We start from the raw sequence: 12,558 nt of genomic DNA, 5'->3' as shown, positions 1-12,558 counted from the left end.
CAAGATCCTTGCATACGGAGACGCCATGACCCACGCCATACTGATCCTTCATATTGCCGCCGGATTCGCAGCCCTGCTGGCGGGGGGCGTCGCCATCGCCACCAAAAAAGGCAAGGGATGGCATGTGACCGCCGGCCGCATCTATTTCTGGAGCATGGCGGGGGTGGCCGGCAGCGCCCTCTACCTGTCGGTTGTGCGCCCCAACCCTTTCCTGCTGCTGATCAGCCTCTTCAGTTTCTTCCTGACCTGGAGCGGTTACCGGGCCATTCACTGGAAAAACCGCACGCTGCAGGGGCCCGTCCGCTGGTTCCACCGTACGCTGGTGCCCCTCTTCCTGCTGACCGGCTGCCTGATGGTAACGCTGGGTGCGCTGGCCTGGCTGGGAATCTCCTTCCACCCGGCACTGGAGCGCCTGGCCGCGGTACTCTTTGTCTTCGGTGTTATTTTCACCGTGCTGGCGGCCGCCGAGTTCCGCCATATGATTTGGCCCGAAACGAGCGGCAAATTCTGGTGGATGTACCGGCACATCGGCAGCATGCTGGGCGCCTACATCGCCACCTTTACCGCCTTCCTGGTGGTCAACAATACCTTCCTCCCCGAGCTGGTCGCGTGGGTGGGTCCCACCGCCCTGGGCACCCCTCTAATTGCCTGGTGGACCCGCACCTGGCGCACAAAGCTGGAGAGAGCGTGACAGGCCGAAACAAGACCCTTCCCTGAGAACGGACGCGGTTCCCGGCCGAATGAACCGTGGCCGGCAGATTGCTTTCCATCCTCTTCTTTCCCAAATTGCGCGAGCGCAACGCAACCCGCGAGCTCCCTATGTCTCATTCCCCCGAACACGTCGTCGTCATCGGGGCCGGTATCGCCGGCCTTTCCGCCGCCTGGTTTCTCAGCCGCAAGGGTATGGAGGTGACGGTAGTGGACCGCGATGACGGCACCGACAACTGCTCCTACGGCAATGCGGGCATGATCGTGCCCAGCCACGTCATCCCCCTGGCCTCACCCGGGATGATCGCCAAAGGGCTGCGCTGGATGCTGGACAAGGAAAGCCCCTTCTACATTCGGCCCCGCCTCAGCACCAAACTGCTCTCCTGGGCATGGAAATTCCGGCAGGCCTCCAGCGAGCAGCACGTGGAGGCATCGGGGCCGGTGCTACGTGACCTGCTGCTGGAGAGCCGGGAGATCTACATGGCCTGGGAGCAGGGAGAGGAAATCGAATTCACCTTCGGCAAGGGGGGACTCTACATGTACTGCCGAACCGAGGAGGGACTGGAGGAGGAGCGCCGCAGCATGGAGCGCTGCCGCGAGCTGGGGATTCCAGCGGAGGAGCTCTCGGCCGAGGAGGTGGGCGAGCGGGAGCCCGGGATCCACCTGGACATTAAAGGAGCGGTCTGGTTCCCGTGGGACGGCCACGTCTGGCCGCGGCAGGTGCTGGACCAGCTCAAGGTGCGCCTCATGGAGCGCGGGGTGACCTTCCGGTGGAGGACCGAGGTGACGGGCGCGCGGACCGAAGGCGACCGCATTCGCACCCTCCGCACCGCGGACGGGGAGGAGCTGGATGCCGGCGCCTTCGCCCTCTGCGCCGGCGCGTGGTCGGGCAGCCTGGGAGAAAACCTGGGGGCAAAACTGCCCATGCTGGCCGGCAAGGGCTACAGCATGACACTGCATCATCCGCCCGTCCGCCTGCAAAACATCGCCATCCTGAGCGAAGAGAAAGTAACCTGCACGCCCCTGGACGGCGGCATGCGCTTCGGAGGCACCATGGAGCTCACCGGAACCGACATCTCGGTGACCGCATCGCGCCTTCGGGGACTCAAAAAATCGGTCTGCCGCTACCTTCCGGATTTCTCGATGGAGGACCTGGAGGGACACGACATCTGGGTGGGACTGCGGCCCTGCTCGCCCGACGGGCTGCCCTACGTGGGACAGGCCGGCTCTTTCAAAAACCTTTTTGTCTCCACCGGCCACGCCATGATGGGCATGAGTCTGGGACCTTCCTGCGGGCTGCTGCTGTCCGAGCTGATGACCCGCGGATCCTCGGAGCTTATGCATCCCAAGATCGACCCGAACCGTTTTACCTGAAATTTTATTTTGCAGTTCCCCCGAAGCTTGTTATCATTACGGCTGACGATAGAATCCGTGAAACATCTCGACCAACATACCGCCCTTTTTACCATGTGCATGCCTATGTGTTGTACCTGTTGCACATACACGAAGGGCTAGCTGTTTCTTGAGTTGAAACGTCTTCGAAGCCCTTCGGTTAACGCTGAAGGGCTTTTTTAGTATGACTCGTTTTCGGCCGTCCCGCCGGCCCGGTATCCGCCGGGCAAAGCGGAACCAGAGACCGGAAACGGGTAGCGTTCTTTAATAATGTGAGTCACTCTTATCGAGAAAGGCTGAGGGAACAGGCCCTTTGAAGCCTTAGCAACCGCCCCGATCCGTCCCGGCCCCGCCGGGGCCCGGCCAGGGAAAGGTGCTACTTCCTGCTTCGTTGACCGGCGAAGAAAGATGAGAGGTTGAGGTCGTCTGTCCCCGGTTCCCGGCTTTCTCGGGATTCACCGCCGGGAACGGCAAGCACAAGCCTCTTCCGAAATATTCTTTCCTGCGCCAGGCTATCGGGCGGGAAGGATCATTTCGGGAGGGGCTTTTTTATTTGCAATGAAAAATCAGACCAACGACCCATGAGATCCACTTTCAACAACTGGTACGACCGCAAGATGCGCGCCACGCCGGAACAGAGGCGTGAGACCGAGGCCATCGCCTCCCTCCTGCGTGAGATCCGGACCATCGCCATCGTGGGCATCTCGCGAAACCGTCACAAAGACAGCCATTACGTGGGACGATACCTGCAGCGTGCAGGCTACCGCATCGTCCCCGTCAACCCCGGGGCGGAGGAGATCCTGGGCGAAACCGCCTGGCCTGACCTCGCCTCCATCCCCTTTCCGGTGGACGCGGTGGACCTGTTTCGGCCGCCGGCCGCCATACCAGCCGCGGTGGAGGAGGCGCTGGCCGTGCATCCCCGCGTGGTTTGGCTGCAGCTGGGCACCGGTACCCACCCCGAGCAGAAACGGATCGTCGAGCAGGCAGGTATCACCTTCGTGCAGAACCGCTGCATGAAAGTGGACCACCAGTTCCTGATCCGCCAGCAGGAGGAGTGAACACGACCAACTTTCCAAGCCCGACTCCGTCGGGACTAGCCCAAACAACCATCCAACCTCAAAAACCAACCAACACCTGCCATGAGTAACCAAAACAACGGACGCAACTACCGATTCGAAACCCTGCAATTGCATGCGGGACAGGAGGCCGACCCGGCTACAGGCGCTCGCGCCGTGCCGATCTACCAGACCACCTCCTACGAGTTCGACGACACCGAACACGCAGCCACGCTTTTTGCCCTCAAGGAGTTCGGCAACATCTATACGCGCATCATGAACCCGACGACCGACGTCTTTGAAAAGCGCATTGCCGCGCTGGAGGGCGGAGCCGCCGCCGTGGCCACCAGCTCCGGGCAGTCGGCCCAGTTCCTGACCGTCGTCACGATCGCGCAGGCCGGCGACAACATCGTATCCACGCCCTTCCTCTACGGAGGCACCTACAACCAGTTCAAGGTGACCCTTCCCCGTCTGGGTATCGACGTGAAATTTGTGGAAGAGGACACCCTGGAGGCGTATGAGTCCGCCATCGACGAGCAGACCAAAGCCATCTACGTGGAATCCATCGGCAATCCGCGCGGAAACGTACCCGACTTCGAGGGGCTGAGCAAGCTGGCCGGAAAGCACGGCATCCCGCTGGTGGTGGACAACACCTTCGGGGCGGCCGGGGCTATCTGCCGCCCTATTGACCACGGCGCCGACATCGTGGTGCAGTCCGCCACCAAGTGGATCGGGGGACACGGCACCAGCATCGGCGGCGTGATCACCGACGCGGGCACCTTCAACTGGGGCAATGGCAAGTTCCCTGTCTTCACGGAGCCCTCTCCGGCCTACCACGGTCTGAAATTCTGGGAGGTGTTCGGAGAGGACGGTCCCTTCGGCAACATCGCCTTTGCCATCCGAGCGCGTGTGGAGGCGCTGAGGGACATCGGCGCGGCGCCCTCCCCTTTCAACAGCTTTCTGCTGCTCCAGGGACTGGAGACCCTCTCGCTGCGCACCGAGCGACACTGCGAAAACGCACTCAAGCTGGCCCAGTGGCTACGCCGTCACGGGGATGTCTCCTGGGTGAACTACACGGGCCTGGCGGACCACCCCTGGCACAAGCGCGCCGAAAAGTACCTGCAGCCGAACCGGTTCGGGGCGGTGCTCACCTTCGGCGTGGAGGGCGGTTACGAGGCTGCACGCTCCTTTATCGAGAACGTGGAGCTCTCCAGTCACCTGGCCAATGTGGGCGACGCCAAGACCCTGGTCATCCACCCCTCCTCCACCACGCACCAGCAGCTCTCGGCCGAGGAGCAGCAATCAGGCGGGGTGACCGAGGACCTGATCCGGGTTTCCGTAGGCATCGAGCACATCGACGACATCCTCGAGGATTTCGAGGAAGCCTTCAAACGCATCAAGGTAACCTCCTGATCCGAACCGTCATGCAGCATACCCATACCTTCGAGAAACCTTTCGTCACCGAATCGGGAGCCGTCATCCCACAGCCCAGGGCCGCCTGGCGTAGCTGGGGAAAACTGAACCAGGCGCGTGACAACGCCGTGGTGATCTTCCACGCACTGACCGGCAACTGCGAGGCAGACCGCTGGTTCGGGGGACTGTTCGGACCCGGAGGGGTGCTGAATCCCGCCGGCAGTCCGGATTCTCCGGGACGGTTCGTGCTCTGCATTAACGTGCCCGGAAGCTGCTACGGCAGCAGCGGTCCCCGCACCGTAAATCCCCACACCGGGGAGCCCTGGCGGGCCTCCTTCCCGGAGATTACCATACGCGATATGGTGTGTTTCCAGCAGCGCGTGCTTGACCTGCTGGAAATCACCGGTGTCGAGCTGGCCGTGGGCGGCTCCATGGGAGGCATGCAAGTTCTGGAGTTCTGCCTGATGGACCGGCGGGCCCGCGCCGGCGTCGTGCTGGCGGCCGGCGCCGCCCACAGTCCCTGGGCGGTGGCCCTCAACCACACCCAGCGGCTGGCCATCACGGGCGATCCGTCCTGGCGAGGCGGGGACTACCCCGAAGACGATCCGCCCCGCCGGGGACTCAGCCTGGCCCGGCAGATTGCCATGAACAGCTACCGCGCACCTTCCGATTACCGCCGGAAATTCGGCCGGGAGCGGCGCAGCGACGGGCGTTTCCAGGTGGAATCCTACCTGGAGTACCAGGGTGATAAACTATGCCGGCGCTTTGACGCAGTCTCCTACCTGCGGCTAAGCCGGGCCATGGATTCCCACGATGTGGGTCGCGGCCGCGGGGGCCTCGCCGATGCCCTATCCCGGGTGCAGATACCCGTGCTGGTGGCCGGTGTCAGCTCCGACGGACTCTACCCTGCCGAGGAGCAGCGGGAGCTGGCCTCCCTGCTCCCACGGGGACAGTACACCGAGATCGACTCCCCGCACGGGCACGACGCTTTCCTCATCGAGTTCGGAAAGATGAACCAAATCATCGCCTCTTTCCTGGAAAACCAAACGCTGGAGAGTCAAACCTAAACCTGTTAAACCGTATCCTGACATGTCTACCCTGGCCAACACCGAAAAACAGATCACCCTTGAACCCCGGACGGGGGCGCGTCACCTGCTCGAAAACCTGCTTCAGACCGGTGCCCGCATCCGCCGAACCGCCTCCGAGTTGCTGGGAAAACTGGAGGAGCCACCCCGGCCCCGCCTCTTCCTGGCCGGCACGGGCGCGGTGGGCAGCGCCCTGCTGGAGCAGCTATCCGGGCTTCCTCCCCGGGAACGCCCTCACTTGAGCGGACTGTGCAACTCGCGCCTCCTGCTCATCCGCGAGCGAGGCATCGAGGCGCCCGCAGCCCTGGAGTTGCTTGAACAGGGACGACCCACCGACTGGGAGGCCATCATCGCCTACCTGACCCTTACCGACCCGCGGCAGGTTATCTTCGTAGACGCCACCGGAAGTCCCGACGTGGCCCGCATCTACGACCGTCTGCTCGGTGCCGGGGTGAACGTCGTCACTCCCAGTAAACGGGCCAACACCTTTGAGCAGTCCTACTATGAGGAACTGCACCGCACCGCTTCCGAACAAGGCGCCTCCTACCGCTACGAAACCACCGTAGGTGCGGGACTGCCGATACTTTCCACCATAGGGAACCTGCTACGCAGCGGGGACACCGTCACAGGCATCACAGGCGTGCTTTCGGGAACCATGACCTTCCTGTTCAACCAGCTCCAGGAGGGCGTGCCCTTCAGCCGGGCGGTGGTGGAGGCACGGGAGCGCGGCTACGCCGAACCCGATCCGCGGGAGGACCTCTCCGGGGAGGATGTAGCCCGCAAGTTTCTCATCCTGGCCCGCTTCCTGGGGTACCGCCTGGAGAGAAACGCCCTGCAGGTGGAGTCGCTGATTCCCGAGGAGCTGGCCACAGCCGGATTGGAGGAGTTCCTGGAGCGGCTGCCGGACTACGACGATTACTGGCAGCAGAAGATGAGGCGGGCCCAACGCAACGGGAATACCCTTCGCTATGCCGGCTCGCTGTCGGCCGACGGCTTTGTAAGCGTAGGTGTGCAGGAAGTACCCCTTTCATCGCCAATGGGCCAACTGAACAATACCGACAACCTGGTGAGTATCCGCTCCCGCCGCTACAGCCAGAGTCCCCTGGTTATCCAGGGTCCCGGCGCAGGCCGCGAGGTAACCGCGGCAGGCCTGCTGGGCGACCTGTTCAAGGTGAGCGCGGGCTTCGAAACATCGCGGCGCGGCCGACCGTAGGTTGAGAGAAACACCCCGCATTTGTATATGTGGGTGCCAATTCCGTTATTACATTCGAAACTGTGGACTTCGTAAATCTGCGCCATGCCACGACGACTTTCGCTCCTTCTGCTGCTGTTCTCCCTTGCCCTCGCCTCCTGCACGGGCGGAGAGGAGCCGAACGCCAACGCTCCCTCCGAACGAAGTGTGACGGTGGGTGATGTGGTGGAGAGCCATCCGCTTGAGGATGATATGAAAATCCTGGACAGCGTCGCCGAGTTGGTTCCCCTGGGCGGCGGCCGCCATCTGGTACAGGACCGGTCGCCCTCCGTGGCCCTCTTCGAGGACTACAGGATGGTGCGTACCTACGGCGCCACGGGCGAGGGACCCTGCGAGTACAGCGGCATCTCGGCCATCGACACCTCCGGCGATTCCCTCTTTGTACTGAGCGCCAACCAGGCAAAGGTGGTGACCTACCACCTGGAAACCGGAGAGTGCCTGGGCGAATCCGGTAACGAAGCCTTTGCCAGGCGCGCCTACCTGGAGCGGAGGGGCGACGCCTTCTATACCGCCCGCACCTACTATGTAATGGGCGCCGCCGATTCCACACAGGTACTATTCCGGATCCCTGACGGCGGGGAGGCTGAGCCGCTGGAGCTAAATGTAGGCGCGCTGGATCCGGTCGAAACCCCGGTGACCATGGTGGCCCCGGGCCTCAACTTCCTGCGCAGGGATAACAGCCTCTACGCCTACTATCCCTTCACCGACCAGATGATCCGCTACGACATGAATTCCGGCGCCCTCGACCGATTCCCCCTTCGCGTGGACATCCGGCGCGAGGAGATTACCAAGGCAGGCGAAAACATTGACGAGATCATAAACATCATCCAGAATAACTACCAGTTCGTCCAGCACATTGTGGGGGGAGCCGACTGGATCGCCTTTTCCGTGGCCCAGCAGAACGGCTCGGACGAGAATGCCACGATGTACGTGCAGTTCTACGAGCCGGACGGCTCCTTCATCGGCGAGATTGAAACAGAGGAACGGATGGTGGCCGTGGAGGACGGGCGTCTGGTGCTGCTGCGTGAAGCCTCGGACGCCACGGCCGAACACACCTACGAGCTGATCTACCGTGAAGTAACCGTGGAGTAGGTTGTGTAATGCGACGGGTATTTCGTTTCTTGCTTCTGAATTCATGCATACAAAACTCCGTACCATGCGCACCCTTCATCTAAACGCCCTATCCCTGCTCTTTTTACTGGCAGTCTCATGCACCGGCTCCGACCAGCCTGTAGACCCCTCGGAGCTTGAGGTCAGCCTCTCCGGCAGCGAGGAGACGCACCTGCTGAAGGACGACATGCAACTGCTCTCCTCCATCGAAAATGTAATGGCCCTTGGAGACAGCGCCCTGCTGGTGGTGGACCAGTCTCCCAACGTCGCCCTTTTCGAGAACCACGTGATGACCCGCACCTTCGGCCAGCAGGGCGAGGGGCCCTGCGAATATACCCGAGTGGGTGCAATAGACGTATCCGGCGACTCTCTTTATGTACACGCCCCCCGGCAGTCCAAGGTAATCACCTACCGCCTCAGCACCGGCGAGTGCACCGGGGAGGTGTCCCATGAGAGCTTCAACGCCGCCACCTACCTGGCAAGGGCCGGCGGGGACTTCTACACGGCGCGGACACGCTACGCGCAATCCATGCCTGACTCCACCCGGCTGTTTTTCCGCCATGCCCGGGACGGGGAACCGGAGCCCCTTTCCTTCACCAAGAGCATGGCCGATCCCATCGACACGCCCGTGCCCATCACCTACCCGGGACTCAACTTCGCCCGATCGGGTGATATGCTATTCGCTTACCTGCCCTTCACCCGCACCATGATCTCCCTGGATGCGAATACGCGCGAGACCGCCATCCACCCCATGGAGCTCTCCATCCCGCGGGAAGAGATCGAAAGCGCCTCCGACTCACGCCGCATCCTGGAACTCATCAACCAGCAAATGGAGTACGTGGTGCGCCTGCTTGCCACCGACCGCTGGGTGGTGGCCTCGGTGGTGCATCCGGGTGATGCAGGTTCCGACCAGATCCGCGGCCTGCAGTTCTACACCCACCAGGGAGATTTCATAGGCGAGGTGAACCTGGACGCCTACCGCTTGGCCATACACGGAAACCGCATCATATATATACGCACGGTGGAGGATCCCTCCAGCGACTACAGCTACGAGGTGGTCTACCGGGAGTTTACGGTGGAGTAGGCCATACCGGCCGGCATGTGGGCCCTTTGAAAATCTGCGTCAAGTATAGCTGACTTGGCTTTATTATTATCCAAGCACACTGTCTGCCATGGTGAAACGAGCCTCCATCCTTTCGGTGGGTATACTCTGCTTGCTTCTTTTCCTGTCCTGCAAACGGGAGACCGACATTGACACGGCCGATAGCTCAACCGGCGACAGCCCCGAAGTAACCATTGCCGACAGCGGTGAGACCCATCTGCTGCGCGACGACCTGAAGCCGCTTGACACCGTGATGATGATCGAAGCCGTCGGTGACAGCGCTCTGATCGTCGTAGATGCTCAGCCCTCTGTGGGATATTTCGCGAATCATGTGATGACTCGCACCTACGGCAGAATCGGCAGGGGACCATGCGAATACCTGGAAATATCCAACATCGATACGAATAGTGATTCCCTCTTTGTGCTCGACTCCGCCCAGGCGAAAATTATTGCCTATAATTTGAATACAGCTGAGTGTCTCGGTGAGACCAGTCATCCGATACTCCAGCGTGCCCACTACCTGGAACGGCTGGACGGTTCCTATCTCACCGGCCGTATCTACTACAGGGTAGGCACACCCGACAGCACCGTACTGCTCAAGCTGGTTCATGACAATGGAACGGTGGAGGACCTGTCCCTGACCAAGGGCGAGGTGAATCCCGTACCCGTACGATTCCCGTTTGATCTGCAGGGAATCAATTTTGCACGGTACGGCAATCGGATCTATGCAGCCTTCCCTCTAAGCGGAATGCTTGCAAAACTGGACCTTGAGACCCATAAGATAAGCACCTATTCGATGGATTTGGTACTCAACAGAAAGGCTTTCGAGGAGGCCACTTCAGACTCCGGAGATGCCGGCGATCTGATTAACGGGGGTATGGTGGAGATCGTCCGAGGTGTTTTTGCGGCCAAAAACTGGGTAGGTGTAAGCACAATCCGCTTCCATCGGGAGGAACCAAACATCGAGAAGTTTCATGTATTCACCCCTGAAAGAAAGCTCATTCGCAGTTTAAATTATCAGGATAACCCATCCATTATACGAGGCAATGAACTCCTTATAATCGATGCCACCGGTCCAGCGGAGTCACGATACGGCTACCAGGTAACCTATCGGCAGATATCCGTTTATTAATTACAGCCCATTTTTCCTGTTGCTGGATCGGCCTTTCCCGGTTGCAACTATTGGTCCCATTACAGTAATTGACTATACCTACTAACCTGATACTATAGTCGTGAGCCAGAGACGCGCCTCCGTGATACTGTGCCTTTCACTCCTGCTTCTAGCCAGCGCATGCGGCTCGGAGAGCTCCGCTCCAGGCGCCGGTTCGGATTCGTCCCTGACCGCCACTCTGGCCGACAGCGGGGAGACCTATCTACTTCGGGACAATCTCAAGCCGCTCGGCAATATCACCTCGGCCATCTCTGTGGAGGGAAACCGGCTTGTAGTAGCGGACGACCAGCCCTTGGTCGTCCTCTTCGAGGATCATGTGATGACTCGCACCTTCGGTCGGGCGGGCAACGGCCCCTGCGAGTATGGAGGTAATTCCGGGTTATTGGGAGTAACGGCACTGGACACCTCCGGGGATTCCCTCTTTGTGCTCATAAACTCCCAACAGAAGATCATCACCTTCAGCCTGAGAAGTGGTGAATGCCTGGGAGAGACCAGTCATCACGGCCTGCTCGCGAGGCAATACCTCGAACGGGTGGCAGGAGGATTTCTCACGGGCCGTTCACACTACAGTTCCAACACTCCCGACACCACCCGAATACTCTCGTATCTGAGTGATGACGAAACAATGGTTCCGGTTGACCTGGTCCTTGAGTCCATCGACGCTGCTCCCACCACCATACCCATCGTAATTCCTGGCATCAACTTTGCGCGGCATAACAACCAGATTTACGCAGCCTTTCCCTTCAGCCAGGTGCTTGCCGAAGTGGAAGTACCGTCCTTCAAGGTACACACACATGCGCTCCACATCGAGATAAATCGTGAAGCATTTGAGGAGGCCGAATCGAACCCCGGACAAGACTTCGCGTACATCGGCCAAGCAGATATCGCGGGAAGGATCCATGCGACGAATCGGTGGATCGCCGTGTCCACCCGGAGGCCACGGAATGGTAAAGAGCCGCTCAGCAAGATTTATTTCCAGAGTCCGGCAGGTGATCCAATGGGACAGCAAACCCTGGACGATACTCCCTTTGCACTTCAGGGTAACCGGCTGATGTTCATAGAACCGGTCCGCGACCCCGAGTCCGACTACACCTACCGTGTAACCTACCGAGAGGTGACCCTACAATAATTCCTGTCCCACCGCCATGAAGACCAAATACGCCTCCCTGGTTCTGCTCCTTCCCTTCCTGCTTCTTGCCTGTACGGACGGTTCCGATAGCGACGCTGATAACACCGCATCCGGCACGAATCTCACCGCTACCCTCGCCGACACCGGGGATGTGCATGTTCTCCGCGACGATCTGCTTAGCGTGCGGAGTATATCCCGGATAGGAGTGCGTCGACGAGAACCGTTTTGTACTCCCGAAGCTACGACGCTCCGCTGTCGCTTTTCGAAGATCACCGGATGGTGCGCACCTTTGGAGCCTTAGGCAAAGGCCCCTGTGAATACACCCTCGCCCAATCCTTTGATATGTCAGGGGATTCGCTGTTCGTCCTGAGTACCGCGCAGTCCAAGATCATCACCTATCGTATCAGCACCGGCGAGTGCCTGGGCGAACTCAACGTCGGATCCCTGGTTGACCGAAGCTACCTGGCTCGGGCGGGCGGAGGATTCTACATAGGACGCTTTGCCTACTACGCCGGAACCCCCGACAGCACCGTCATGCTGCATCGCCTGGAAGACGACGGCACCATGCGTCCGCTGGAACTTACCCTGGGCATGCTGGATCCGGTTCCCATGATTTACCAGATGCCGGCATTCACCAACGACTTTCGCAGACAGGGCGACAGGCTGTACGCCTATTTCCGGTATACCAATTATCTCGTTTCTCTTGATGTGCAAAGCGAAGAGGTGGAACTGCTGCCCCTGGACCTGGAGCTGCATCGCGAGGAGATCGAAGAGGCGGGAAACAATTTCCGGCAGGTAAACGAAATAAGGGAGAACGACCTCCATGGCATCGGCCGGATACAGGCATCCGAACGCTGGATCGCCGCCAGTGAGATGATTGGCAACGGTAATTACGAGAATACGATGTGGCTGCAGTTCTACTCCCACCAGGGCGAACCCATCGGCAGGATCTACACACGGGACTACCCTGTGGCCGAGCTCGACGGACACCTGGTCTACGTGCTGCCCTCAGAGGACCCCTCCAGCGAATACGCCTCTCGCCTCTACTACCGCGAAGTCATCCTGCAGTAATCCGCACACCTATAAACCAATAGGTTTAAAGACGCGTCTATCCCTTCCCAGGACGTGCAGGAACCCCTTT

General features: G+C 60.3%; 11 protein-coding genes and 1 riboswitch. All 11 genes read left to right on the top strand.

Features of this window, described 5'->3' with window-relative positions:
• Positions 1–25: 25 nt before the first annotated feature.
• The 11 genes from U5K31_10345 to U5K31_10295 all read left to right on the top strand — a co-directional run bounded on the left by U5K31_10345 (position 26) and on the right by U5K31_10295 (position 12,488).
• Positions 26–691: a DUF2306 domain-containing protein gene (locus U5K31_10345; GenBank protein ID MDZ7773118.1), complete on the top strand. Its 666-nt coding sequence runs from the start codon at positions 26–28 to the stop codon at positions 689–691.
• Positions 692–819: 128 nt separating this feature from the next.
• Positions 820–2,082, top strand: a complete 1,263-nt coding sequence (locus tag U5K31_10340; GenBank protein ID MDZ7773117.1) for an FAD-dependent oxidoreductase — start codon at positions 820–822, stop codon at positions 2,080–2,082.
• Between the two features lie 298 nt (positions 2,083–2,380).
• Positions 2,381–2,515, top strand: a riboswitch (SAM riboswitch).
• A 166-nt stretch (positions 2,516–2,681) separates the two neighbouring features.
• The gene (locus tag U5K31_10335) at positions 2,682–3,158 is read left to right on the top strand and encodes a CoA-binding protein (GenBank protein ID MDZ7773116.1); all 477 of its coding nucleotides are present in this window, start codon (positions 2,682–2,684) and stop codon (positions 3,156–3,158) included.
• Between the two features lie 81 nt (positions 3,159–3,239).
• On the top strand, positions 3,240–4,568 hold the full coding sequence (locus U5K31_10330; GenBank protein MDZ7773115.1) for an O-acetylhomoserine aminocarboxypropyltransferase/cysteine synthase: 1,329 nt from the start codon (positions 3,240–3,242) through the stop codon (positions 4,566–4,568).
• Between the two features lie 11 nt (positions 4,569–4,579).
• Positions 4,580–5,635 (top strand): homoserine O-acetyltransferase, encoded by a 1,056-nt coding sequence (gene metX / locus U5K31_10325; GenBank protein ID MDZ7773114.1) that lies wholly within the window; start codon positions 4,580–4,582, stop codon positions 5,633–5,635.
• A 22-nt stretch (positions 5,636–5,657) separates the two neighbouring features.
• Positions 5,658–6,866: a hypothetical protein gene (locus U5K31_10320; GenBank protein ID MDZ7773113.1), complete on the top strand. Its 1,209-nt coding sequence runs from the start codon at positions 5,658–5,660 to the stop codon at positions 6,864–6,866.
• 84 nt (positions 6,867–6,950) lie between these two features.
• The gene (locus U5K31_10315) at positions 6,951–7,997 is read left to right on the top strand and encodes a 6-bladed beta-propeller (GenBank protein ID MDZ7773112.1); all 1,047 of its coding nucleotides are present in this window, start codon (positions 6,951–6,953) and stop codon (positions 7,995–7,997) included.
• Between the two features lie 43 nt (positions 7,998–8,040).
• Positions 8,041–9,099 carry a 6-bladed beta-propeller gene (locus U5K31_10310; protein MDZ7773111.1) on the top strand — a complete coding sequence of 353 codons (1,059 nt, stop codon included), beginning with the start codon at positions 8,041–8,043 and terminating at the stop codon, positions 9,097–9,099.
• An 88-nt stretch (positions 9,100–9,187) separates the two neighbouring features.
• On the top strand, positions 9,188–10,249 hold the full coding sequence (locus tag U5K31_10305; protein ID MDZ7773110.1) for a 6-bladed beta-propeller: 1,062 nt from the start codon (positions 9,188–9,190) through the stop codon (positions 10,247–10,249).
• A 100-nt stretch (positions 10,250–10,349) separates the two neighbouring features.
• Positions 10,350–11,417 (top strand): hypothetical protein, encoded by a 1,068-nt coding sequence (locus U5K31_10300; protein MDZ7773109.1) that lies wholly within the window; start codon positions 10,350–10,352, stop codon positions 11,415–11,417.
• Between the two features lie 225 nt (positions 11,418–11,642).
• A complete protein-coding gene (locus U5K31_10295) occupies positions 11,643–12,488 on the top strand; it encodes a 6-bladed beta-propeller (GenBank protein MDZ7773108.1) in 846 nt (281 codons plus the stop codon).
• Positions 12,489–12,558 lie beyond the last annotated feature (70 nt).

Source organism: Balneolaceae bacterium, assembly GCA_034521445.1.
In the GTDB taxonomy this organism is placed as follows: Bacteria; Bacteroidota; Rhodothermia; order Balneolales; family Balneolaceae; genus JAXHMM01.
The sequence above is the reverse complement of the archived record's forward strand: the minus strand, read 5'-3'. Positions and strand labels throughout refer to the sequence as shown.